Origin of the sequence: Paracoccus liaowanqingii (assembly GCF_004683865.2) — a bacterium.
GTDB classification, from domain to species: domain Bacteria; phylum Pseudomonadota; class Alphaproteobacteria; order Rhodobacterales; family Rhodobacteraceae; genus Paracoccus; species Paracoccus liaowanqingii.
The window spans coordinates 34786-59592 of record NZ_CP040763.1 but is presented as its reverse complement, the minus strand read 5'-3'; the positions used below and the strand labels follow the sequence as shown (position 1 = coordinate 59592).

Annotated in this window: 23 protein-coding genes; 19 read left to right on the top strand and 4 right to left on the bottom strand. The window is 69.3% G+C overall.

Going from position 1 to position 24807, the window contains the following annotated elements; genetic code table 11:
- Positions 1 to 154: 154 nt before the first annotated feature.
- From E4191_RS20040 to uxuA, 11 genes are all read left to right on the top strand, one after another.
- A complete protein-coding gene (locus E4191_RS20040; protein WP_139616150.1) occupies positions 155 to 1822 on the top strand; it encodes a type 2 periplasmic-binding domain-containing protein in 1668 nt (555 codons plus the stop codon).
- 152 nt (positions 1823 to 1974) lie between these two features.
- Positions 1975 to 3183 carry a GAF domain-containing sensor histidine kinase gene (locus tag E4191_RS20035; protein WP_139616149.1) on the top strand — a complete coding sequence of 403 codons (1209 nt, stop codon included), beginning with the start codon at positions 1975 to 1977 and terminating at the stop codon, positions 3181 to 3183.
- 128 nt (positions 3184 to 3311) lie between these two features.
- Positions 3312 to 3770: a (2Fe-2S)-binding protein gene (locus E4191_RS20030; RefSeq protein WP_135816611.1), complete on the top strand. Its 459-nt coding sequence runs from the start codon at positions 3312 to 3314 to the stop codon at positions 3768 to 3770.
- Positions 3770 to 6055 carry a xanthine dehydrogenase family protein molybdopterin-binding subunit gene (locus E4191_RS20025; RefSeq protein ID WP_139616279.1) on the top strand — a complete coding sequence of 762 codons (2286 nt, stop codon included), beginning with the start codon at positions 3770 to 3772 and terminating at the stop codon, positions 6053 to 6055. The genes E4191_RS20030 and E4191_RS20025 overlap by 1 nt, the downstream gene beginning before the upstream one ends.
- Before the next feature lie 9 nt (positions 6056 to 6064).
- Positions 6065 to 6457, top strand: a complete 393-nt coding sequence (locus tag E4191_RS20020; protein ID WP_139616148.1) for a hypothetical protein — start codon at positions 6065 to 6067, stop codon at positions 6455 to 6457.
- A 140-nt stretch (positions 6458 to 6597) separates the two neighbouring features.
- Positions 6598 to 7278, top strand: coding sequence for a GntR family transcriptional regulator (locus E4191_RS20015; protein WP_139616147.1), 681 nt, complete (start codon positions 6598 to 6600; stop codon positions 7276 to 7278).
- A 43-nt stretch (positions 7279 to 7321) separates the two neighbouring features.
- On the top strand, positions 7322 to 8287 hold the full coding sequence (locus E4191_RS20010) for a TRAP transporter substrate-binding protein (protein WP_139616146.1): 966 nt from the start codon (positions 7322 to 7324) through the stop codon (positions 8285 to 8287).
- 52 nt (positions 8288 to 8339) lie between these two features.
- Positions 8340 to 8840: a TRAP transporter small permease gene (locus E4191_RS20005; protein WP_139616145.1), complete on the top strand. Its 501-nt coding sequence runs from the start codon at positions 8340 to 8342 to the stop codon at positions 8838 to 8840.
- Complete coding sequence (locus E4191_RS20000; RefSeq protein WP_139616144.1) at positions 8840 to 10117, top strand: TRAP transporter large permease; 1278 nt, start codon at positions 8840 to 8842, stop codon at positions 10115 to 10117. Before E4191_RS20005 ends, E4191_RS20000 begins: the two co-directional genes overlap by 1 nt.
- An 8-nt stretch (positions 10118 to 10125) precedes the next feature.
- The gene (locus tag E4191_RS19995) at positions 10126 to 11202 is read left to right on the top strand and encodes an L-idonate 5-dehydrogenase (protein ID WP_139616143.1); all 1077 of its coding nucleotides are present in this window, start codon (positions 10126 to 10128) and stop codon (positions 11200 to 11202) included.
- Positions 11203 to 11231: 29 nt separating this feature from the next.
- Complete coding sequence (gene uxuA / locus E4191_RS19990; RefSeq protein WP_139616142.1) at positions 11232 to 12446, top strand: mannonate dehydratase; 1215 nt, start codon at positions 11232 to 11234, stop codon at positions 12444 to 12446.
- A 10-nt stretch (positions 12447 to 12456) separates the two neighbouring features.
- On the opposite strand, the gene E4191_RS19985 is transcribed toward uxuA, so the two are convergent.
- From E4191_RS19985 to E4191_RS19970, 4 genes are read right to left on the bottom strand one after another with little or no spacing between them, the layout of a single operon-like run.
- Positions 12457 to 13266, bottom strand: coding sequence for a PPC domain-containing DNA-binding protein (locus tag E4191_RS19985; protein ID WP_139616141.1), 810 nt, complete (start codon positions 13264 to 13266; stop codon positions 12457 to 12459).
- A gap of 6 nt (positions 13267 to 13272) precedes the next feature.
- The gene (locus tag E4191_RS19980) at positions 13273 to 14838 is read right to left on the bottom strand and encodes an acyl-CoA synthetase (protein ID WP_139616278.1); all 1566 of its coding nucleotides are present in this window, start codon (positions 14836 to 14838) and stop codon (positions 13273 to 13275) included.
- Positions 14839 to 14858: 20 nt separating this feature from the next.
- The gene (locus E4191_RS19975; RefSeq protein ID WP_139616140.1) at positions 14859 to 16028 is read right to left on the bottom strand and encodes an acetyl-CoA acetyltransferase; all 1170 of its coding nucleotides are present in this window, start codon (positions 16026 to 16028) and stop codon (positions 14859 to 14861) included.
- Complete coding sequence (locus E4191_RS19970) at positions 16025 to 16846, bottom strand: IclR family transcriptional regulator (RefSeq protein ID WP_228461881.1); 822 nt, start codon at positions 16844 to 16846, stop codon at positions 16025 to 16027. Before E4191_RS19970 ends, E4191_RS19975 begins: the two co-directional genes overlap by 4 nt.
- 140 nt (positions 16847 to 16986) lie before the next feature.
- Here E4191_RS19970 and E4191_RS19965 point away from each other — a divergent pair, with 140 nt between their 5' ends.
- The 8 genes from E4191_RS19965 (at position 16987) to E4191_RS19930 (ending at position 24793) form a co-directional block, all read left to right on the top strand.
- On the top strand, positions 16987 to 17994 hold the full coding sequence (locus E4191_RS19965; RefSeq protein ID WP_139616139.1) for a DctP family TRAP transporter solute-binding subunit: 1008 nt from the start codon (positions 16987 to 16989) through the stop codon (positions 17992 to 17994).
- A 47-nt stretch (positions 17995 to 18041) separates the two neighbouring features.
- Complete coding sequence (locus E4191_RS19960) at positions 18042 to 18536, top strand: TRAP transporter small permease (protein WP_139616138.1); 495 nt, start codon at positions 18042 to 18044, stop codon at positions 18534 to 18536.
- Positions 18529 to 19854, top strand: coding sequence for a TRAP transporter large permease (locus E4191_RS19955; RefSeq protein WP_139616137.1), 1326 nt, complete (start codon positions 18529 to 18531; stop codon positions 19852 to 19854). Before E4191_RS19960 ends, E4191_RS19955 begins: the two co-directional genes overlap by 8 nt.
- Before the next feature lie 26 nt (positions 19855 to 19880).
- Positions 19881 to 20639 (top strand): SDR family NAD(P)-dependent oxidoreductase, encoded by a 759-nt coding sequence (locus E4191_RS19950; RefSeq protein WP_139616136.1) that lies wholly within the window; start codon positions 19881 to 19883, stop codon positions 20637 to 20639.
- Positions 20640 to 20759: 120 nt separating this feature from the next.
- Complete coding sequence (locus E4191_RS19945; RefSeq protein ID WP_139616135.1) at positions 20760 to 22250, top strand: alkaline phosphatase; 1491 nt, start codon at positions 20760 to 20762, stop codon at positions 22248 to 22250.
- A 105-nt stretch (positions 22251 to 22355) separates the two neighbouring features.
- A complete protein-coding gene (locus tag E4191_RS19940; protein ID WP_407947094.1) occupies positions 22356 to 22799 on the top strand; it encodes a hypothetical protein in 444 nt (147 codons plus the stop codon).
- A complete protein-coding gene (locus tag E4191_RS19935) occupies positions 22786 to 23481 on the top strand; it encodes an ABC transporter ATP-binding protein (RefSeq protein WP_139616134.1) in 696 nt (231 codons plus the stop codon). Before E4191_RS19940 ends, E4191_RS19935 begins: the two co-directional genes overlap by 14 nt.
- The gene (locus E4191_RS19930; RefSeq protein WP_228461880.1) at positions 23474 to 24793 is read left to right on the top strand and encodes an ABC transporter permease family protein; all 1320 of its coding nucleotides are present in this window, start codon (positions 23474 to 23476) and stop codon (positions 24791 to 24793) included. The genes E4191_RS19935 and E4191_RS19930 overlap by 8 nt, the downstream gene beginning before the upstream one ends.
- The last annotated feature ends 14 nt before the right edge of the window (positions 24794 to 24807 follow it).

The window sequence follows — 24807 nt, the reverse complement described above, 5'->3', positions numbered from 1 at the left end:
GATCTCAATCTTGTCTCGACGTCTGGATTCCGCTGATGACGATGCCGTGTCGCAGCTGCGCGCCGAACGCCCCGCAGATTGCACCGGGGGCGGATTCCTGCGATAACTACACCCGTTGGTTCGTTGTCACCATTTTCCTCGTAAGGCGCCCTCCATGAACAGACGCTCTGTCCTTCTGCTGACCCTTGCCGGCTATCTTCAGGGGTCCGTGGCCTTTGCCAGGACCTCGGGCACGGTGGCGCAGAGCGGCGAGCAGCCTGTGCGCCGCCCCTTCGTCGCCGCGGGCCTGTCGGGGATCGCCGATTGGGAGGCCGCGCAGCCTTTCATCGACGTCATGCGGCAGAGCCGCGACTGGATGGCCCGCTCGCCGTCGGAATTCGTGTCCCACACCAACCAGCAGCTGCGCGAGGGCGGGCATCTGGACGCGGATGGCTGGCCGGTCTCGCTGCCCGAGGGCGCGACCTCGGTCGGCACGATCATCCTGTGCGACCTGTCGGCCAGCGACACCAGCCTGAACGGCCATTACCGCATGACCTGGCAGGGCACGGGCACCGTCGTGCTGAACGGCACCGCTACCAATATCCGCCAGGGCGAGAACTCGGCCGAATTCGACTATGTCACCTCGGACACCGGCATCGTCTCGATCGACATCACCGAACAGGATGCAACCGATCCGGTCCGGAACTTCGTCTGCGTCCACGAGGACCTGCAGGCCGCCCATGACGCCGGAGAGGTGTTCCGCCCGGCCTGGCTGGAGCTGCTGCCCAGCTTCCGCCTGATCCGCTTCATGGACTGGATGTCCACGAACAACAGCACGCTGTCGGACTGGGACGACCGGCCCACGCTGACCTCGGCCACCTGGACCCTGGGCGTCCCGGTCGAGGTGATGGTGATGCTGGCCAACAGGCTGGGCATCGATCCGTGGTTCTGCATGCCCCATCTGGCGACCCCGGACTACATCACCCGCTTCGCCACCCATGTGCATCAGAACCTGGACCCGTCCCTGACCGCCCATTACGAATATTCCAACGAGGTCTGGAATTTCCAGTTCGAGCAGACGCAATGGGCGCTGGAACAGGCCGAGGCGCTGTGGCCCGGCCAGGGCGACGGCTGGATGCAGTTCTATGGCGGCAAGTCGGTGGAGATGGCGCTGCTGCTGGACGCCGTCTACGCCGATGCGCCGGACCGCTACCGCAAGGTGATGACCGCCCACACGGCCTGGATCGACCTGAACCACGCGGCGCTGGACGCGCCGCTCTGGGTGGCGGGCGGGCAGGACCGCCGACCGCCCAAGGAGCATTTCGACGCCTATGCGGTCACGGGCTATTTCGACGGCGGGCTGGGACGTGCGGCCAATGTCGCGCTGGTCCAGTCCTGGCGCGACCAAGGCGACGAGGCCGCCTTCGCCCTGATGTCCGAGCAGATCATGGAGGGCCGCCACGTCCAAGGCGACGAGGCGGGCACCACGATGGTCGCGCTGCGCGGCATGTGGGATGCGCAGAAGAAGATCGCCGATGCCTCGGGGCTTGCGCTGGTGATGTATGAGGGGGGCACCCATATCGTCCCCGACCACGCGGCCCTCGAGGCCGATCCGACGCTGCTGGATTTCTTCGCCCGCTTTCACTATTCGCCGCAGATGGGGCAGATCTACACCCATGCCTTGGACAGTTTCGCCGAGGCCGGCGGAGAGTTCTTCAACATCTTCGTCGAGGTCGCGGGACCGGGCCGGTGGGGCTTCTGGGGCGCGCGGCGCCATGTGCTGGACGACAATCCGCGCTGGCGGGCGATCGTCGACCACGAGTTGCAGGCCAGCGCGCAGTAGCGGCTGGTCCGGCGGAGTCAGGGCCAGCCGGCAGGGATTGCGACATATTCGCGCAGGGAAGATTGGTTAACGAATTATTAACGCGACCTATTGTTGCGTAGACTGGGTTCGGTCATTAACTTTGTTTCGAAGCCCCAATTCCGGTAGACCCGATGCCGACCTCCGACCCGTTCCCTGCCGAAGACCCGTTGCTGGCCACGGATCTGGCGGTGATCACCGGCAACCCCGCCGTGCCGACGATGCTGGAGACGGTCTGCCTGGCGGCGGGGGTGCGCTTTGCCGCGATTGGGCGGGTGACGGACAAGCACTGGACCATGTGCTCGGTCAAGGACCAGCTGGATCTGGGACTGGCGCCGGGCGACCAGCTGGTCGTGGAATCGACGCTCTGCCATCAGGTGCGCACCTGCGCCACCGAGATTATCGTCAACGACATCCGCCAGCACGAGGTCTATCGCGACCACCAGATCCCCCGGCGCTACGGCTTCCGCAGCTATCTGTCGATGCCGATCCGGCGGCCCGACGGGACCTTCTTCGGCACGCTCTGCGCCTTCGACCCCGAGCCTCGGAATCTGGACGACCAGTCGATCCTGCAGATGGTCCGGCTGTTCGCCAAGCTGATCGGCGACACGCTGCATACCGAGGACCAGATGCGCCTGATGCGGCACGAGCTGGATCAGGAGCGCCGGATGGCCCAGGTCCAGGAGGAGTTCATGGCGATCCTGGCCCATGACCTGCGCAACCCCGCCAACGCGATCCGCGCGGGCCTGCGGATGCTGGCCCGCCGCAACGCCGACCCCGAGACGGCCTCGCTGATTTCGCTGATGGATGCGGCGGCGCAGCGCATGACCGATCTGGTCGCCAACCTGCTGGACCACGCCCGCAACCGCCTGAGCGACGGCATCGTGCTGGACCGGACCCGCGACGGATCGCTGGCCGAGGCGCTGCAGCAGGTCATCGCGGAGTTCCGCACGATCTCCTGGGGGCAGGAGATCCGGGCCCGGATCGACCTGCCCGGCCCCATCGATTGCGACCGCGCGCGGCTGGCGCAGATGCTGTCGAACCTGATCGGCAATGCCATCACCCATGGCGCCCCGGGCAGGCCCATCGGGGTCGTGGCCCGCACAAGCGACGGAATGCTGGTGCTGACGGTCGAGAACGAGGGCCGGCCCATCCCGCCCGACCAGATCCCGGGCCTCTTCAAGCCCTTCAAGAAGACCGGCGACCACCCCAGCCAGAAGGGGCTGGGCCTGGGCCTCTACATCGCTGCCGAGATCGCGGCGGCGCATGGCGGGCGGATGCAGGTCGCCTCGGATGCTGACCGCACCATCTTCACCTTCACCATGCCGCTGGACGCTGCCTGACGGCTGACCGCGCCGGGCATCGGACCCTGCCGGGGGAACCTCGCGGCCGACCGGGCGTTGGCGGTCACGTCATGCTGTATGCATCGGCGCGACCGAACGTCCCAGGATCTGAAAGCGAGGATGCCATCATGATCACCCTGACCGTGAACGGAACGGAGCACAGCTTCGATGGCGACCCCGAGATGCCGCTGCTGTGGTATCTGCGCGACGAGCTGGGCCTGACCGGAACCAAGTTCGGCTGCGGCATCGCCCAATGCGGCGCCTGCACGATCCATCTGGACGGCTATCCGACCTTCGCCTGCATCACCCCCATCTCGATCGCCGAGGGCTCGGACGTGCGCACCATCGAGGGTCTGGCCGAGAACGGCGATCATCCGGTGCAGGTCGCGTGGCGCGATCTGAACGTGTCGCAATGCGGCTACTGCCAGGCGGGGCAGATCATGCAGGCGGCGGCGCTGGTCGACACCACCCCCGACCTGACCGACGAGGACATCGACGTGGTGATGAGCGCGAACCTCTGCCGCTGCGGGACCTATCCGCGCATCCGCGCCGCGATCAAGCAGGCCGCTCAGGCGAGGACCGAATGATGCAGAACACCCTGATCGCGAATGTCAGCCGCCGTGCCATGCTAATGGGCCTGGGCGCCGGCAGTCTGGTTCTGGCCGTGGGCCTGCCTGCCCGGGGCCGCGCGCAGGAGGCGCCGGTGGAATTCGGCGCCGATGCCATGCCCAACGGCTGGCGCGACGATCCGAACGTCTTCGTCTCGATCGCCGAGGACGGCATCGTCACCGTGACCGTCCATCGCGCCGAGATGGGACAGGGCGTGCGCACCTCGATCGCCATGGTCGTGGCCGACGAGCTGGAGGCGGACTGGGACATGGTCCGCGTGACCCAGGCCCCCGGCGACGAGCCGCGCTATGGCAACCAGGACACCGACGGCTCGCGCAGCCTGCGCCATTTCTTCAATCCGATGCGCCGCGCCGGGGCCTCGGCCCGGGCGATGCTGGAACAGGCCGCCGCCGAGGCCTGGGACGTGCCCGTGGCCGAGGTGCGCGCAGAAGCTCATGCCGTCCGCCACGAGGGTTCGGACCGCAGCATGGGCTATGGCGAGCTGGCCGCCGCCGCCGCCGCCCTGCCGGTCCCGGACCGCGAGGGGCTGCGCCTCAAGGACCCCGCCACCTTCCGCTATGTCGGCAAGAGCGACATCGGGCTGGTCGACAATGACGACATCACCCGCGGCACCACGACCTACGGCATCGACGTGCGCCGCGAGGGGATGCTTTATGCCGTCATCGCCCGCCCGCCGGTCTTCGGGGGCCGCGTGGCCAGCCTGGACGACAGCGCCGCCCTGCAGATCGCCGGGGTCGAGCGGATCGTCCGCCTGGACCCGCCCGCGATCCCGGCCGAGTTCCAGCCGCTCGGCGGCGTCGCCGTCATCGCCCGCAACACCTGGGCCGCGATCAAGGGCCGCGAGGCGCTGGTGATCGAATGGGAGGACGGCCCCCATGCCGCCTATTCCTCCGAGGACTACAAGGCCGAGCTGGAGGCCGCGGTGCAGACCGGCGACGGCAAACTGATCCTGAACCGGGGCGATGTCGAGGCCGCGCTGGCCGAGGCGCCGACCCGCGTCGTGGCGGAATACTACATCCCGCATCTGGCGCAGGCCCCGATGGAGCCGCCCGCCGCCGTGGCCGATGTGCGCGACGGATCCTGCGAGGTCTGGGCCTGCGTGCAGGCACCCCAGGTCACCCGCCTGCGCCTGGCGCAGCGGATGGAACTGCCCGAGGAGGACGTGACCGTCAATGTCACGCTTCTGGGCGGTGGCTTCGGGCGCAAGTCCAAGCCCGATTTCGTGCTGGAGGCCGCAATCCTCAGCCGCGAGGCGGGCGCCCCGGTCAAGCTGACCTGGACGCGCGAGGACGACCTGCATCACAGCTATTACCACACCGTCTCGGTCGAGCGGATGGAGGCGGGGCTGGACGGGGACGGCAAGGCGGTCGCCTGGCTGCACCGCACCGCCGCCCCGACGATCGGGTCGATCTTCGCCCCCGATCCGAAAGAGAAGCTGCCCTTCGAACTGGGCATGGGCCTGACCAACATGCCTCTGGACATCGCCAATGTCCGGGCCGAGAACCCGCAGGCCCCCGCGCATGTGCGGATCGGCTGGTACCGGGCGGTGTCCAACATCCCGCATGCCTTCGCCATCCAGTCCTTCATCGCGGAACTGGCCGAGGCGGCGGGCCGCGATCCGCGCGACTATCTGCTGGAGGTGATCGGCCCGGCCCGGCTGATCGACCCGAGCGAGATCGGCGACGTCTGGAACTATGGCGAGAACCCCGACCGCTATCCCATTGACACCGGCCGCCTGCGCAAGGTGACCGAGACGGTGGCCGAAGCGATCGGATGGGGCCGCGAGATGCCCTCGGGCCGGGGTCTGGGGCTGGCGGCGCATTACAGCTTCGTCAGCCACGTGGCCGTCGCCGCCGAGGTCGAGGTGATCGACGGCGAGGTCCGCATCCCGCGGGTCGAGATCGCCATCGACTGCGGCGCGCATGTCAATCCCGACCGCATCCGGTCCCAGATGGAGGGCGCGGTCATCATGGGCGCGGGCCAGGCGCTGACGACCGAGATCACCTTCCAAGAGGGGCGCGCGCAGCAGGGCAACTTCGACAGCTACCTGATCCCGCGCATGGAGACCGCCCCGCGCGAGATCAACGTGCATCTCGTGTCCTCGGGCGGCTACGACCAGCCCTTGGGCGGGGTGGGCGAGCCGGGCCTGCCGCCGGTGGCCCCGGCCATCGCCAACGCGATCTTTGCCGCGGCCGGGCGGCGCATCCGCCGCCTGCCGGTCGCCGATCAACTCCGCAGCTGAGGACATGCCATGACCCTGAAACAGATCCTGCTGGCGGCCGGCCTGGCGCTGGTCGCCGGACCCGCTGCGGCGAATTGCGCCGACCGCATCACCTTCCTGGAGGAGGTGCTGGACGACGCGGCGCGGCTGGCCATCTCGGCCTCGTCGGGCGGTCAGGGGGTCGCGGGCGCCCGCGAATCCGTGGCCATGACCGAGGAGGGGACCGAGGACCCGGTGCCCTATCAGGACGAGGCGGATGCCGAGGCGGCCGTCGAGCAGACCGAAAAGGCCGGTGACGGCGGCGACGCCCTGATCCAGGCCCGCGCGCAGCTGGGCGAGGCCCGCGCCCTGGCCGATGACGGCGACGAGGAGGCCTGCACCACCCAGGTCCGCGAGATCCTGGTCGGACTGATTCAGGACTGATCCGCGCGCCCCGCACCCCCGACACGACCCGCAGCCGCCCCCGGCTGCGGGTATTTTGCTGTCCTGTTGCCAGGCAGCGTGAAAACCGCTTCCGTGGAATGGTAGTATAGTGTAGAGATGACGCAAGGGGAGGATCGCCGATGATCGCAGCCACGACATGGGAGCCGAAGGCGCGGATCAGCACCGCCGCCCAGGTCTGCGATATCCTGCGCGACGCCATCATCACCCACGCCCTGCCCCCCGAGACCCGCCTGTCCGAGATCGAGACCGCCCACCGCTTCGGCGTCAGCCGCCAGCCCGTCCGCGAGGCGTTCATCGCGCTGGCCGCTCAGGGGCTGGTCGACGTGCGCGCACAGCGCGGCACCTTCGTCACCCGCATCTCGCTGGACGCGGTGATGGATGCGCGCTTCGTGCGCGAGGCGGTCGAGGCCGACATCGTCAAGCTGCTGGCAACCGACCCCGACCCCGCGCTGATCGCCGATCTGCAGGACCAGGTGACCCGGCAGGCGGAACTGACCGGCGCCGCCGCCCCCAATTTCATCCAGGCCGACGAGACCTTCCACCGCACCCTGGCCGAGGGCGCGGGCAAGGCCAGCGCCTGGCGCGTGGTGGTGGCGATGAAGGCGCAGATGGACCGCGTGCGCGTGCTCTCCAGCCGGCATTTCCCGATCGACCGGCTGATCGACCAGCACCGCGCGCTGGTCGCGGCCATCGCCGCGGGCGACGTTGCGGGGGCCGAGGCGGCGATCCGCACGCATCTGCAGGGCATCCTGGCCGACCTGCCGGTCATCCGGCAGGACCGCCCCGACTATTTCACCTGACCCCCGGCACCGCCCGGATCCGATCCTTGGAGGAGGACCACCCATGACACTGACCCGCATCTTCGCGACCGGCCTGGCCGCATCCCTGATGGCCAGCACCGCGATGGCCGCCGACGTGACCCTGAAGCTCGGCCATCTGGCCAACGAGGAGAACATCTGGCACCTGGCCGCGCTGCATTTCGCCGAACAGGTCGCGACCGGCACCGAGGGCCGGGTCGAGGTCCAGGTCTTCCCCAACGAGTCGCTCGGGAAAGAGATCGACGTCATCAACGGCATGCAGCTGGGCACCGCCGACATGACCATCACCGGCGAAAGCCTGCAGAACTGGGCGCCGATGGCCGCGCTGCTGGCGCTGCCCTATGCCTATCGCTCGCTGGAGCACATGGACGAGGTCGCCTCGGGCGAGATTGGCGAACAGATCGAGGCCCAGATCATCGAGATGGCCGACATCCGCCCGCTGACCTATTTCGCCCGCGGCCCGCGCAACCTCTCCGCCGGGCGCGAGATCACCACGCCCGCCGACCTGAACGGCTTCAAGCTGCGGGTGCCGAACGTGCCGCTGTTCGTCTCCGCCTGGCAGGCGCTTGGCGCCAACCCGACGCCGATGGCCTTCTCCGAGGTCTTCACCTCGCTGCAGAACGGCACCATCGAGGGGCAGGAGAACCCGCTGGCCCTGTTCCAGTCGGGCGGCTTCTACGAGGTGCAGAAGACCGTGAACCTGACCGAGCATGTCCGGTCCTGGATCTACCTGACCATCTCGGAGAACGCCTGGAACAAGCTGTCCGAGGCCGACCAGGCCATCGTGCAGGCCGCCGCCGACAGCACCCAGGCCTTCGAGCGCGAGATGTTCATGGAGAACGAGCAGGAGCTGGTCGCCCAGCTGGAGGCCGAGGGCGTGACCTTCGTCGAGGTCGACCAGGAGGCCTTTGCCGAGGCCGCCCGCGACGCGGTGATCGCCGGCGTGGCCGAGGACATCCGTCCCACGGTCGAGGACATCTTCAACAACTGACACCGCAGGCGGCGGGGCGCCCGGCGCCCTGCCCCGTTACCGGAGTGATCGCATGACACAGGCCTTCAAGGCGCTGGAGGGGCTGTGCCGCCTTCTGATCCTGTCCGCCTTCCTGCTGCTGTCGGCATCCGTGCTGCTGCAGGTCTTCGCCCGCACCTTCCTGCCCACCTCCCCGGTCTGGACCGAGGAGCTGACGCGCTTCTGCCTGATCTATATCGGCGCGCTCGGGGCCGGGCTGGCGCTGCGCAGCGGCGACATGGTGAACGTGGATCTTCTGTGCGAAAGCCTGCCGGGCCGCTGGCCGTGGATCCTGCGGCTGGTCAGCGCGCTGCTGACGGCGCTGTTCTCGGCCGCCCTGCTGGCCTCGGCCTGGCAATACACGCGGGTGGGCGTGCGTCAGACCGCGCCCTCCCTGGGCTGGCGGATGGATTTCCTGCACGCCTCGATGCTGGTGCTGTTCGTGGCGCTTGGCCTCTGGGCGCTGATGCGCATCTTCGAGATGCTGACCGGTCGCCATGACGGCCGCCCCATCCCCGTGTCGGAGGATCTCTGATGGGTCTGACCCTGCTTCTGGGCGTCTTCGTGCTGGGGCTGGCCATCGGCCTGCCGGTGGCGGTGACGCTTGGGCTGTCCTCGATGGCCTATCTGCTGTTCGCCGACATCCCCTTCGTGGTGATCCCGCAGAAGATGTATGCGGGCATGGACAGCTTCGTGCTGCTGTGCATCCCGGGCTTCATCCTGGCGGGCAACCTGATGAATTCGGGCGGCATCACCGAACGGATCATCCGTTTCGCCAATGCGCTGGTCGGCTGGATGCGCGGCGGGCTGGCGCAGGCCAATATCGCGGCGTCCATGCTGTTCGGCGGCATCTCGGGCACGGCGGTGGCGGACGTGGCCTCGGTCGGCGGCATGATGATTCCCGGCATGAAGAAGGCGGGCTATCCGGCGGCCTTTTCCGCCGCCGTCACCGCCGCCTCGTCCACCGTGGGGCCGATGATCCCGCCAAGCGTGCCGATGATCATCGTCGGATCGCTGTCGGGCATGTCGGTGGGCAAGCTGTTCCTGGGCGGCGCCATCCCCGGCATCCTGATGGGCCTGGCGATGATGGTCACGACCGTCATCCTGGCCCGCAGGCACAGCTTCCCGCGCGAGCCGTGGCAGGGCATGAAGGAGCTGTTCAGTTCGTTCACCGGGGCCATCTGGGCCATCGCCATGACGGTGCTGATCGTGGGCGGGCTGCTGACCGGCTATACCACGCCGACCGAGACGGCCATCGTCGCCTGTCTCTACGCGATGCTGGTGGGGCTGTTCGTCTATCGCGAGCTGCCGTGGCGCGCGATCCCCGGGATCATCACCAACAGCGCGATCAGCTCGGCCGGGATCCTGGTGCTGGTGGGCACGGCCAATGTCTTCGGCTGGATCCTGGTGTCGGAACGCATCCCGCAGATGCTGGCCGACGGGGTGCTGTCGGTCACGCAGAACAAGTTCATCGTCATCCTGCTGATCAACCTGCTGCTGCTGTTCGTCGGCATGTTTATGGAGACGATCGCCGCGCTGATCATCCTGTTCGTGCCCCTGCAGACGCTGGCGCTGGCGGTGGGGATCGACCCGCTGCATTTCGCGGTCTTCGCGGTGATGAACCTGATGATCGGGCTGACCACGCCGCCGGTGGGGGTGTGCCTGTTCGTGGCCGCCAACATCGCGCGCCTGCCGCTGTCGCCGGTGATCCGGGCAATCACGCCCTACATCATCACCAACATCATCATGCTGCTGATGGTCAGCTATTTCCCGCCGCTGTCCACCTGGCTGCCCAACAGGCTGATGCCCTGAGGCCCCCCATGACCGAGACGACCGACACCCGGACCCGCGCCGTCCGCCTGAACGGGCAGGACGACCTGACCATCGCCACCACCGACCTGCCCGCCCTTGGGCCTGGAGAGGTCCGTGTCGCCGTGCTGGCGGGCGGCATCTGCGGGTCCGACCTGCATTACTGGCACGAGGGCGGCATCGGCACCATCCGCGTGCGCGAGCCGATCATCCTGGGCCACGAGGCGGCAGGGCGGATCGAGGCCCTGGGCGCGGGCGTGACCGGGCTGGCGGTGGGGCAGCTGGTCGCCATGAACCCCTCGCATCCCTGCGGGGCCTGCGAATTCTGCACGCAGGGCCTGCCGCATCACTGCATGGCGATGCGCTTCAAGGGCTCGGCCATGTATCTGCCGCATGAACAGGGGATGTTCCGCGACCGCATGGTGATCGGCGCCGCGCAATGCCATCCCCTGCCCCACGTCATCACCCCGGGCGCCGCCGCCTGCGCCGAGCCGCTGGCCGTCTGCCTGCACGCCGCGAACCGGGCCGAGGCCCTGGCCGGGCCGCTGGCGGGCAAGACCGTGCTGGTGACCGGCGCCGGGCCCATCGGCGCGCTGTGCGTGGCGGTGGCCCGGCAGCGCGGCGCGGCCACGATCATCGTGACCGACATCCAGGACGCCACGCTGGCCGTGGCCCGCCGCATGGGCGCGGATCATTCCGTGAACCCGGCGACGGACCCGGACGGCCTGGCCGCCTGGCAGCAGGACAAGGGCCGCGTCGATCTGGTCTTCGAATGTTCGGCGGCCGCCTCGGCCATCCGCGACGCGGTGGCCTGCCTGCGCCCGCTCGGCACGCTGGTGCAGGTGGGGGTCGCGGGCCCCACGCCGATGCCGCTGAACCTGATGGTCGGCAAAGAGATCGTCTTCGCCGGGTCGCACCGCTTCGACAGCGAATTCGCCGAGGCCGTCCGGCTGATCGGCGCAGGCGACATCGACCCCCGCCCGATGATCACCGCCACCTATCCGATGGCGGAGGCCTTGACGGCCTTCCGCACCGCCTCTGACCGCGCACAATCGGTCAAGGTGCAACTTTCCTTCGCCGACAGCTGATCGGCCCGCTAACAGAAAGACCCCATTCCATGAGACAGACCTGGCGCTGGTTCGGCCCGAAAGACCTGGTTTCCATCGACGACATGCTGCAGGCGGGCGTCGAGGGCGTCGTGACCGCCCTGCATCACATCCCCACCGGCGAGGTCTGGCAGTCCGCCGAGATCGCGCAGCGCCAGGCGGCGCTGGCCGTAATGTCGGACGGCGCGCCCTCGGGCCTGGCATGGGAGGTCGTCGAAAGCCTGCCCGTGTCCGAGGACATCAAGCGCCAGACCGGCGACTGGAAACGGCATGTCGAGAACTGGAAGACCTCGATGCGGCATCTTGCGGCGGCGGGGATCGAGGTCATCTGCTACAACTTCATGCCGATCCTGGACTGGACGCGGACCGACCTGTCCTATCGGCTGAAGAACGGCGCCACCTGCATGCGCTATGACGCCATCGATTTCGCGGCCTTCGACCTGTTCATCCTAAAGCGCAAGGGCGTGGCGGACGACTATACCCCCGAGGTGACCGAGGCCGCCCGCGCCCGGCTGGCCACCATGTCCGACGCCCGGCGGCAGGAGCTGACCGGCAATGTCGTCTTCGGCCTGCCCGGGGCCGCCGAACGCATGTCGCTGGAGGACGTCAAGGACCACCTGGCCCGCTATGACGCGATCACGCCCGAGCGTCTGCGCAGGCATCTGGTCGATTTCCTGGCCGAGGTCACGCCGCTGGCCGAGGAACTGGGGATGCGGCTGTGCTGTCACCCCGACGATCCGCCGTTCCCCCTGCTGGGCCTGCCCCGCATCATGTCGACCGAAGCCGATTACATGGCGGTCATGGACGCGGTCGATCTGCGCGCCAACGGCATCACGCTGTGCACCGGATCGCTTGGCGCGCGCGCCGACAACGACCTGCCCGGCATGATGTCCCGGCTTGGCAGCCGCGTGCATTTCCTGCATCTGCGCAACGTCGCGCTGGAGGACGACCATCTGGGCGGATCCTTCCACGAGGCCGCGCATCTGGAGGGCAATACCGACATGGTCGCGATGATCGCCGCGATCCTGGCCGAGGAAGCGCGCCGGCGCGCCGAGGGCCGGGCCGACTGGCGCATCCCCTTCCGCCCCGATCACGGCCAGGACATCCTGGACGACCAGTCCCGCAAGGCGCAGCCCGGCTATCCGGCCATCGGGCGCCTGAAGGGTCTGGCCGAGCTGCGCGGCATCGCCACCGCCCTGTCGCATCCGCTGGTGGCGGGGGCCTGATCGCGCCCGCTCAATCCTCGTCGATCAGCAGCAGCTCGGCGGTGATGCAGACCGGGTTGGCGGGGGCCAGCAGCCCCTGCCCCACCCGGCCCTCGATCCCGACCGAGGCGATGCGCAGGTCCTGCCCGTCCCGGCCTAGGATCAGGATCTCGGTCGCCGGGCCGGGCAGGTCGGGGGCATCCGCAAAGCTTGTGCCGATCAGGCTGCCCAGACCCGCGACATGGCGGGTCTGCGGCCCGGCAAGGTGCCGGACGCTGTCCCCCAGATCCTGATGGGGCCGCAGCCGCAGCAGCCGCGAGGGCAGTCCGCCCTGATGCGATCGCGGCAGCGCGCAGGGAGAAAAGAGATCGAAGCCCGTCTCGGCATCCCGGGCCCGGTGGAACGCCGCCCCGTCCAGACCCCAGCCCGTGACCTCGGCCGCACCGGCCAGCAGGGTTGCCTCGGGGCGCAGATGGCCCATCCGCAGGGCGCCCTCCGCCTCCGCCCACAGCCCATGGGCATGCAGGACGGCCCCGGCAGGCCCCTGGCCCAGATGCAGGCCCGCCGCGACGATCCGGGGGCGGTCGTCCAGCAGATGCGTGTCGCTGTAGAAGGCCACGCGTCCGTCGCCGGGCGGTGGGGCGGGGATGACATAGGACAGCCGCGCGCAGCGTAGATCCTGCAGCCACAGCCAGGCCGCGTCGAACCCCGCCGCCCCGATCGCCTCGGCCACCGCCCGGTCCAGCGGCAGGCCGGGCGCCAGCCGCAGGCGCAGCGGATGGGCGCGGCAAGGGACGACCTGCACCCGCTGCGGATCGGCGGGGCCGGGATGGACCAGCACCGCCCCTCAGCCCGCCCGGGCCGGGTCCAGGGGCCAGTCGCCGCGCACGATCAGCTCGTCGCGGATCATCTTCCGGGTGATCTTGCCATAGGCCGATTTCGGCAGCGCCTCCCAGATCAGCAGCCGCTTGGGCAGCTTGTAGCGCGCAAGCTTGGGCGCCAGCCAGGCCAGCACCGCCTGCGGATCGGGCGCCGTCCCGGGGCGGGCCACGCAGACCGCCAGCCCCGCCTCGCCCCAGACCGGATCGGGGGCGCCCAGCACGATCGCCTCGGCCAGATCGGGATGGGTCAGCAGCTTTTCCTCGACCTCGCGCGGATGGATGTTCGAGCCGCCCGAGATGTACATGTCGGATTCCCGGCCCGTCAGGTACAGAAATCCCTGGTCGTCCATGTGCCCCAGGTCGCCGGTCAGGAACCAGCCGTCGCGGAAGGATTTTCCGTTTGCGGCTGCATTGTCGTGATAGCCCGCGAAGACCGCGGGGCCGATCACCGCGATCTCTCCGGTCTCGCCCGGGGGCAGCTCGACCCCTTGGGCGTCCTGCACCTGCACCTGCATGCCGGTGCGGGCCAGCCCGCAGGTGCCGATGCGCATCGCGGCGTCGTCGGGCGAATGATGCGCGGGCGGCAGGACGGTGATCGCGCCGGTCACCTCGCCCAGACCGAAATACTGGACCAGCACCGGGCCCAGCTTGTCCAGCGCGCGGATCTGGTCGGCGCGGTACATGGGCGCGCCCGCATAGATGACATAGCGCAGGCTGGAATGATCGACGCGGTCGACCGACGCATCCTCGACCAGCAGCTTGACGATGGTGGGGACGGTGAACATGTTCGTCACCCGGTGGCGCTGGACCAGCGCCCAGATCTCGGCGGGATCGAAGCGCTCGCCCTCGGGCAGGATCGTGGGCACGCCGCGCGCGACCTGCGTCAGCTGGTGGATGCCCGCGCCATGCGACAGCGGCGCCACCACCAGCGAGGCGTCGGATTCCGTCGTGCCGGGCATCAGATCGCACAGGTGGTTGGTGACCACGAAGGCCATCTGCCCATGGGTCAGCACGGCGGCCTTGGGGCGGCCCGTCGTGCCCGAGGTGTAGAAGAACCACGCCGGATCGTCGCGCACGACCTGCGCCTCGGGCGGCATGGCGCCCATGTGGCGGGCGATCAGCGCGTCATGGTCGGGGCCGAGGGGGGATGGGCCGATGGGGATGATCGCGGGAACATGCGGCGCGCAGGCGCTGGCATGGGCGGTGAACTCGGCCCCGCAGATCATCAACCTCGCGCCAGACGACTGCGCGAGGAAGGCCAGATCATCGGGCGAGAGGCGAAAATTGGCGGGCACCCAGACCGCGCCCACGCGCCAGCAGGCGAACATCGTCTCGAACATCTGCAGGCAGTTGGCCGATTGCACCAGAACCCGGTCGCCCTTGGCCAGGCCGTAATCCTGGACCAGCGCATGGGCCAGCGCCCCCACCCGCGCCTGCATCTGCGCCCAGGTCGTGACCCGCTCGCCATGGATCAACGCGGGCGCGTCGGGCAGGCGGCGGGCGTTCTGGGTCAGGAAATGGCACAGGTTCATCACCCGGTCGGATACGGGCGTCACCTCACCCGCTCCAGGATCGAGACGTAGTTCGTGACCGCCGCGCCGCCCATGTTGAAGACCCCGGCCATGGTCGCGCCGGGCAGCTGCATCTCGCCCGCCTCGCCCGCCAGCTGCATCGCGGCCATCACATGCTGCGACACGCCGGTCGCGCCGATCGGATGGCCCTTGGATTTCAGCCCGCCCGACAGGTTGACGGGCAGCCGCCCCTCGCGCCGGGTCACGCCCTCGCGGATGACGCGGTGGCCCTGGCCGGGCTCGGCCAAGCCCATCGCCTCATATTCCAGCATCTCGGCGATGGTGAAGCAGTCATGCGTCTCGACCAGCGACAGGTCGTCCAGCGTGACACCCGCCTGCGCCAGGGCTGCGGCCCATGCGGCGCGGGCGCCGCGGAACTCCAGCACGTCGCGGCGCGACAGGGCCAGCGCGTCATTGGCCTGCGCGCGCGCGCGAAAGGCGATGGCGCGGGACAGGCCCGCCGCCGTCTCGGCATCGGCCAGCACCAGCACCGCCGCCCCGTCCGAGATCAGCGAGCAGTCGCTGCGCCGCAGGGGCCCCGCCACGCGGGGGTTGCGGTCCGAGATGGTATTGCAGAAGGCCAGCCCCAGATCCTTCTGCATGTGGGCATAGGGATTGCGCATCCCGTTCTCGTGGTTCTTGGCGGCGATCATCGCCAGCTCTTCCGACCGGTCGCCGTGGCGCTGGAAATAGCCCGCCGCGATCTGCCCGAAGAGGCCCGCGAAGCCCGCATCGACCTCGGCCTCCTCGGCGCGGTAGCTGGCGCCCAGCAGGATGTCGCCCACCTCGGCCGTGGGGGTGGCGGTCATCTTCTCGGCCCCCACCACCAGCGCGATCCGGCCCCGCCCGGCGGCGATGAAGTCCATCGCCCCGTGCAGCGCGGCAGAGCCGGTGGCGCAGGCATTCTCGAACCGCGTGGCGGGCACATGGGCCAGGTCGGGGACCGCCATGCCGACCAGCGCCGCCTGGAAATCCTGGCGCGAGAAGCCGTTGTTGAAGACGCCGGTGAAGATGCCGTCGACATCGGCGGCGGTGATGCCCGCATGCTCCAGCGCGGCGGGAACGGCCTCGGCCATCAGCGCCTCGGTGTCGGGGGCATCGGATTTGCCGAAGCGCGTATGGCTCCAGCCGACGATCATCGGGTCGGTCATGTCTCTCTCCCTGGGCGGGGCGCGGTCTGCGCCAGTCGTGTTTGGATGCGCGCGGCCTCGGCCCGCAGCGCGTGGATCAGGTCGGGCAGGCGGTCGGCGCGCATCCGCGCCTCGACCGCCGCGATGGACAGCGCGCCCGCCAGCCCGCCGCCCGGATGGTACAGCGCGATGCCCAGGCCCCAGGACCCCTCCAGCACCAGGCCGGGGTTCAGCGCCACACCCTCGGCCCGGGTCCGGGCAACCATGGCCTCTAGGCGGTCGGGCGGCAAGTTCGGATAGCGCTCGGCCAGGGCGGGGGCGATGGCCGACAGCACGGTCGCCACCTGATCGTCGGGCAGGCTGGCCAGCATTGCCAGCGACCCCGCGCCGACGCCCAGGGGATGGCTCTGCCCCGCCACCAGCGCGTGGCTGCGCAGCGGGTGGCTGCCCTCCTCGCGCATCAGGCACAGCGCGCTGGCCCCGCGCCGCACCGACAGCAGGGCCGCGTCGCCGGTGACCTGCGCCAGCCGAATCACGCTTTCGCCCGCTGCCGCCATCAGGCCCGGGCGGCGGGCGGCCTGCGCGCCCAGCACCTGCATCTGTTCGCCCAGGTGATAGGTGCGGCGGGCCTCGTCCTGTTCGACCAGCCCCGCCCGGATCAGCGCCAGCAGCAGCCGCCGCACGGTGGCCTTGTTCAGTCCCGTGTCCGAGACAAGCGCCGCCAGCGTCCGCCCCTCGGCCCCGAGGCGCTGCAGCAGCATCAGCGCGCGGTCCACGCTTTGCGTGCCATTGCCGTCGCGGGGGTCCATATGCTGGATCAGTGAAAGCTGCGGCGTCATGCGGAAATCCCCGGGTCTGGGCAAAGGATGGCCGCGACCGCGGCAGGCTTGCAAGTTTTTTCTTGCAAGACGGCGAAACACCGCACCATGATGTGAACCAACGCCACGGGAGGGTGGCCGGGATCTGACGGGAGGATGCGATGCAACGGACGGGATGGGGACGGCTGGCGCTGGCCACGGCACTGGTGTCAAGCCTGGGCGCGGGGACGGCCCTGGCCGAGACGCTGCGCCTGTCGCACAACACGGGCGACGGCACGACCTGGCACCAAGGGGCCGAGCGTTTCGGCGAACTGCTGGCCGAGCGCACCGAGGGCGAGATGGCGCTGCGGGTGTTCCCCAACGCCCAGCTGGCGGGCGGCGACCAGATGCGGCAGGCCGACATGGTGGGCCGGGGCGCGCTGGATTTCGTGATGACCTCGGCCATCAACGTCACCCCGCTGGTGCAGGAGATGGCGGTGTTCTCGCTGCCCTACCTGTACGAGAACTATGCGCAGGTCGATGCGACCACCGCCGATGGCGGCCCGGCCGAGGCGCTGCGCGACATCCTGCGCGAGAAGGGCATCGAGGTCCTGGCTTGGGGCGAGAACGGCTTTCGCGAGGTCACGAACAACACCCGCCCGATCCGCTCGCCCGAGGACATGCGCGGGCTGAACATGCGCGTCGCGGGGCCGATGTATATCGACGTGATGAACGCGCTTGGCGCCAATCCCCAGCAGATGCAGTGGACCGAGACGATGACCGCCCTGCAGCAGGGCGTGGTCGACGGGCAGGAAAACCCCATCGGCGCGGTGATCATCCCCCAGCAGGTCTACGAGGTGCAGTCGCACCTGACCGCCTGGCACTATTCCTACGATCCGATCTTTTTGGGCATGTCCAGGGAGAAGTTCGACGCCTATGACGCCGACACGCAGGCGATGCTGCGCGAGGTCGCGGCCGAGGCGATGGACTATCAGCGCCAGATCACCCGCGAGGGCACCGAGACCGGCATTGCCTTCCTGCGCGAGAAGGGGATGGAGGTCTACGAGCCCACCCCCGAAGAGCTGGAGGCCTTCCGCACCGCCACCCAGCCCGCCTTCGACCAATGGGCCGAACGGGTCGGCCCCGATCTGGTCGCCTCGTTCCGCGAGGCCATCGCCCAGGCCGACTGAGGCCGTTGCCGGGGGGCAGCCCTGCCCCCCCTACCCCCGAGGTGCCCATGCTCGCCTTTCTGTCGCGCGAGGCCGAAAGGCTGATCTGCGCCGTCCTGTTCCTGGGCATGACCCTGCTTGGGTTCGCCAATGTGGTCGTGCGCTATGCCACCAACTATTCGCTGGCCTCCAGCGAGGAGCTGCTGACCAACGGCTTCTTGCTGCTGACCGTCTTCGGCGCGGCCATCGCGGCGCGGCAGGGGCAGCATCTGGCGGTGACGGCGGTGGTGACGATGCTGCCGCGCGGGCTGGCCCGGGCGGTTGTGCTGCTGTCGGTCCTGCTGTCGGTGGGGCTGCTGCTGGCCTCCAGCTGGCTGGCATGGCAGTCGCTGACCACGCTCTATGACAACGGGCTGACCTCCTATGCCCTTGGCATTCCGACCTGGTATTATCAGGCGGCGGTGCCCTTCGCCTTCCTGCTGATCGCCTTGCGCTTCGTGCAGCACACGGTCGAGGAATTCCGGCTGGCGGGGTCGGATCATGCCGGAGATGGGCATGCCTGAGATGGGCCCCGGCACGCAGATGATCGGGCTGTTCTTCTTGCTGCTGGCGATCCGGGTGCCGGTGGCCTTCTCGCTTGGGCTGTCGGCGCTGTACGCGATGTGGCGGATGGGGTTCGGGCTGGATCTGGCGGGCGATCTGATCACCGCGGGCGTCGCGCGCTATTCGCTGCTGGCGATCCCGTTCTTCATCCTGGCGGGCGCGCTGATGGGCTCGACCGGGATCGCGGAACGGATGATCCGCTTCTTCCGCGTCCTCGTCGGCGGGCTGCCGGGGGGGATGGGCGTGGTGGGCACGGTGGTCTGCCTCTTCTGGGGGGCGGTCAGCGGGTCGGGGCCGGCCTCGGTCGCGGCCATCGGGCCGATGATCATCAAGGGCATGGAGGAGAACGGCTATTCCCGCGCCCATGCCGCGGGCCTCGTCTGCGCGGGCGCGGCGCTGTCCATCGTCATCCCGCCCTCCATCGGGCTGGTGCTGTTCGGGGTCATCGCCGAGGTGTCGATCTCGCAACTGTTCCTCGCGGCCATCCTGCCGGGGCTGTTCATGGGGCTGACCATGCTGGCGGTGCTGCCCTTCATCGCCCCCAAGGGTGCGGGGGCGGGCGCGGGGCCGGCGCTGGCCGGGATGATCCCCGACCCCTATGCGGGCCTGCCCTATGGCACCCGGCTGTGGCGCAGCTTTCGCGACAGCTTCTGGGGGCTGATGACCCCGCTGGTCATCCTGGGCGGCATCTATTCGGGCATCTTCACGCCGACCGAGGCCGCGTTGGTGGCCACCGTCTATGCGCTGCTGGTGGGCGGGCTGGTCTATCGCAGCCTGTCGCTGCGCGCGCTCTATGACACGCTGGCGGATGCGGCGGGGTCTTCGGCCACGGTGATGCTGATCGTGGCCTATGCGGGGCTGTTCGGATGGGTCATAACGGTCGAGGATCTGGTCAGCACCTATTCCGGCGGCCTGCTGGGCATCAGCGAGAACCCGTGGGTGATCCTGCTGGTCATCATGCTGATCCTGCTGATCGCGGGCATGTTCATGGATGCCATCACGGTGATGTTCATCACCCTGCCCATCGTCCTGCCGGTCATGCACGAGCTGGGCTGGGATCCGGTCTGGTTCGGCGTCGTGGTGATGATCAACCTGGCCATCGGCTTGATCACGCCGCCGGTCGGCGTCAACCTGTTCGTGGCCGCCAACGTGGCGCATCTGTCGATCGAGCGCGTGGCCCGGGGCGCCGTCCCCTTCCTGATCGCCGCGCTGGTGGGCCTGGCGGTCGTGGCCGCCCTGCCCGGCCTGTCGCTGTGGCTGGTCCATTGGCTGAGATAGACCCCCCTCGGGGCGAAGGAGACGACATGACCCAGAAGACCGTCCTCATCACCGGGGCCGCGCGCGGCATCGGACTGGCCACCGCGCGGCTGCTGTCCGAGCGCGGCTGGCGCGTCGTGCTTGCCGATATCGACGGGGACGAGCTGTCCCGCGTCGTGGGCAGTTTTGCGGACGCCAAGGCCATTCCCTGCGACGTGTCCGACCCCGATCAGGTCTCGGCCATGATCGAGGGGGCGGTGGCGTGGTCGGGGCGGATCGACGCGCTGGTCAACAATGCGGGCATCGCCGATTTCCGCCCCATGGCCGAGACGGACCTGCAGACCTGGCGCCGCATCATGTCGGTCAATCTGGACGGGGTGTTCCTGTGCTCGCAAGCGGCGATCCCGCATCTGGCGCGTGCGGGCGGGGCCATCGTGAACGTGGCCTCGATCTCGGGGCTCAGGGCCAGCACGCTGCGGGTGGCCTATGGCACCTCCAAGGCGGCGGTGATCCACCTGACGCGCCAGCAGGCGGCGGAGTTGGGCCAGCAGGGCATCCGCGCCAATTGCGTGGCCCCCGGGCCGGTCGACACCAAGCTGGCCCTGGCCGTCCACAGCCCCGCGATCCGCGCCGCCTATCACGACGCGATCCCCCTGAACCGCTATGGCCGCGAGGACGAGATCGCCCAGGCCATCGCCTTCCTGTGCAGCGACCAGGCGTCCTACATCACCGGCCAGGTGCTGGCGGCGGATGGCGGGTTCGAGGCGACCGGCGTCGGCCTGCCGGCCCTGCGCGCGGGAAACTAGCCCGCTGATGTGATACTATAACTCACTGACCTGACGGCAGAAAATCGCGCGCCATCACAAATCTGCGACAAAGCCCCGCTAAGCAGGCTCCACAGGAATCGATCTGATGGAGCCATGCACATGAAGACTTCCGCCCTTGCCGTCATCGCGGCGATGACCGCCTCCGGCGCCGTGGCGCAGGACATCTCGCAAGCCGACAGCGACTGGTTCACCGCGGGCCAGGCCACGATCGAGCAGCGCCTGGCGCTGCAGCCCAACACCAACCGGGCGCGCAACATCATCCTGTTCAACGCCGACGGCAACGGGGTCGGGACCAACTATGCGATCCGGCTGTTCGCGGGCCAGCAGGCCGGGGGCCTGGGCGACGACCATGTCCTGCCCTACGAGGCGTTCCCGAACATGGCGCTGGTCAAGACCTACACGGTCAACGGCCAGACGCCGGATTCGGCGCCCACCGCCTCGGCCATGCTGACCGGCGTGAAAAGCAAGAACACCATGATCAACGTCGATGGCGACGTGGCCGTGGGCGATTGCGCCAATCTGCCCGGCAACGAGCTGACCACCCTGACGCAGATCGCCGACCAGATGGGCAAGTCGATCGGCGTGATCTCGACCGCGCGCCTGACCCACGCGACCCCGGCGGCGGCCTATGCCGCCACCGCCAACCGGGACTGGGAGGACGACAGCCTGCTGCCCGAGGGCTGCGACACGCAGAAGGACATCGCGGCGCAGCTGTTCGACGCGATGGAGGCCGGGCTGATCGACCTGGCCATGGGCGGCGGGCGCCAGCATTTCCTGCCCACCGACGTGACCGATGACGAGGGCCGCACCGGCACCCGCACCGACGGCCGCAACCTGGTCGAGGAAATCACCGCGCTTGGCGGCCAGTATGTCTGGAACGACGAGGGTTTCGCCGCGCTCGAGGCCGGCGACGGCCCGGTCCTGGGCCTCTTCGAGGCCTCGCACATGCAGTACGAGTATGACCGCACCGGCGAGCCCTCGCTGGCCGAGATGACCTCGGCCGCGATCGAGCGCCTGTCGGCCAACGAAGAGGGCTATTTCCTCTCGATCGAGGCGGGTCGCGTGGACCATGCCAACCACGGGGGCAACCTGCACCGCGTGCTGACCGACGGCGTGGCCTTTGCCGAGGCCGTGCAGACCGCCATCGACATGGTCGACGACACCGACACGCTGATCCTGGTCACCGCCGACCATGAGCATGCCATCGCCTTCAACGGCTATTGCGGGCGCGGCTCGGACATCACCGGGCTGTGCATGGGCATCAACGACGCGGGCGTCGAGCATACCGGAGAGCCGGAACTGGCCGCCGACGGCAAGCCCTACACCGTCGCGGGCTATCTGAACGGCGCGGGCTCGGTCCTGGTCGAGCAGGAGGACGGCAGCTACTCGGGCGAGCGCCCCGAAGTGAGCAACGAAGAGGCGATGGACGCCGACTATCTGCAGCAGGCGCTGGTGCCGATGGACTCGGAGACCCATGCGGGCACCGATGTCGCGCTCTATGCGCATGGTCCCTGGGCGCATCTGGTCGGCGGCACGATCGAGCAGAACGTGATCTTCCACGTCATGCACCACGCGATGACCGCCGAATAGGCGCAATCGCCCCAATGACCCGGCGGGCCCTGCGCAGGCGGGGCTCGCTCTTTTGTCACGGGACTGTCCCATTTCCGTGCTACCAGATGCCTGAAGGAAGACCCGATGACCCGATTGTCCCGCCGCCAGATCCTGTCGCTGCTGCCCGCCCTGCCCCTTGCGGCGGCGCTGCCCGGCGGGGTGCGGGCACAGGACGCGGCGATCCGGCTGCGCGACCTCTACAACCGCGACCTGAGCTTTTCCGATCTGGCCCTGTCGAACGAGGGACAGCGCATCACCATCGTGGGCTTCATGGCGCCGCCCTTGCGGGCCGAGAGCAATTTCTTCGTGCTGACCAAGATGCCGATGGCGGTCTGCCCCTTCTGCGAACCCGGCATGCCCTGGCCCGACGACATCCTGGCCGTCTATGCCAAGCGGGTGGTCGACGTGGTGCCCTTCAACGTGCCGCTGCAGACCTCGGGCCTGCTGGAGCTGGGCGATTGCGTCGACCCCGAACTGGGCTTCTATTCCAAGGTCCGCCTGACGGACGCCACCTATGGCCGCGCCTGAGGCGGGACTGGCGCTGTCCGTCACCGGTCTGACGGTGCAGGCCCCGGACGGGCGGCGGCTGGCCGAGGTTCCGGCATTGACCGTGGCGCCGGGCAGTTCGGTCGCCATCCGGGGGCCGTCGGGCGCGGGCAAGACGACCCTGCTGCATGCGCTGTCGGGGCTGGTCCGCCCCGCCTCGGGCCGGGTGGCTTGGGGCGGGACCGATCTGGCGGCCTTGGGCGATGCCGCCCTGACCCGCTTTCGCCGCGACCGGATCGGGCTGATCTTCCAGGACTTCCTGCTGTTCGAGGAGCTGGGCGCGCTGGACAACGCCGCGATCGCCACTGCCTTCCTGCCCCGCGCGCAGCGCCCCGCCTTGCGCCAGCGGGCCGGGACCTGGCTGGACCGATTGGGTCTGGGTCAGGCAGGCGCGCGCCGGGCCGACAGCTTTTCGGGGGGCGAGCGGCAGCGCATCGCGGTCGCCCGCGCGCTGGCCAACGATCCGCCCGTGATCCTGGCCGACGAGCCGACCGCCAGCCTGGATCGCGCCAGCGCCGACCGGCTGGCCGTCGATCTGGCCGCCCTGTCCCGCGACACCGGCCGCACCCTGGTCGTGGTGACCCATGACGCGACCTTGGCCGCGCGGCTGGACCGGGTCCTGACCATGGCCGAGGGGCGGATCGTCGAGGATACGCATGCATAGCCTGCGCGCCCTCTGGTCCGGCCTGCCCGTTCTGGGGCAGGACGTCGCGCTGCTGGTCCTGCTGCTGGCACCCGGCCTGTTGACGGGCCTTCTGGTGCTGCGCGGCTTTAAGCCGTGGCGGCTGGTGCGCGCCATGCTGCGCCGCTTTCGCGGGGCGAATGCGGTCTTCGTCGCGCTGATCGCCGTGTCGGTCGGCATCGGCGTCGGGCTGACCGCGCAGGAACGCGGGCTGCGTCAGGGCAGCGCGCGGGCTGCCGAACGCTTCGACCTGATCCTCGCCGCGCCGGGCAGCGAGATCACGGCGATGCTGGCCGCCGTCTACCTGCAACCCTCGGACGTGCCGCTGCTGACGGGCGCGCAATATGCCGAGGTCGCCGCCGATCCCGACGTGGTGCTGGCCGCGCCCATCGCCTTTGGCGACAGCTATCAGGGCGCCCCGGTGGTGGGCACCATCGCCGATTTCGTGGCCCATCTGGCGGGCGATCTGGCCGAGGGCCGGATGTTTGCCACCTCGACCGAGGCGGTGGCGGGCGCTTATGCCCCGGTGACCGCCGGCGATAGCTTCACCCCCGCCCATGGCCACGGAGCCTCGGCCGAGGCCGACGCCCATGGCGGCGCTGCCTATACCGTGACGGGCCGCATGGCGCCCACCGGCAGCCCGTGGGACCGCGCGATCCTGGTGCCCATCGAGGGCGTGTGGGAGGTTCACGGTCTGGCCAATGGCCACGCTTTGTCCGAGGGCGACCGGATCGGCCCGCCCTTCGACGCCGCCCTTTTCCCCGGCACCCCCGCGATCCTGGTGCGGGCCGAGGCGCTGTGGGGCAATTACGCGCTGCAATCGCGCTATGCGCGGCCCGACATGATGGCGTTCTTCCCCGGCACGGTGCTGGCGCAGATGCACGGGCTGATGCGCGATGTCCGCGAGGCCATGTCGCTTCTGGCCGTGGTTACGCAGGTGCTGGTCACCGTGTCGATCCTGGCCGGGCTGGTCATCCTTACGCGCATCTTCGCCCGCGGGCTGGCTTTGCTGCGTGCCATCGGCGCCAGCCGCCGCTTCGTCTTTGCCGTCGTCTGGAGCTACAGCGCCGCCCTGATCGCCGCCGGATCGCTGGCCGGTCTGGCCCTGGGCTGGCTGGCCGCCAGCGCCTTCTCGGCCATCATCACCGCCCGCACCGACATCCTGGTCACCGCCACCGTGGCCTGGGCCGAGGTGCAGCTGGTCGCGGGCTTCGTCAGCCTGACGCTGATCCTGGCCCTGCTGCCCGCGCTGTCGGCGACCCGCCGCCAGCAGCTTGCCGACCTTCGCAGCTGATCCCAAAGGACCTC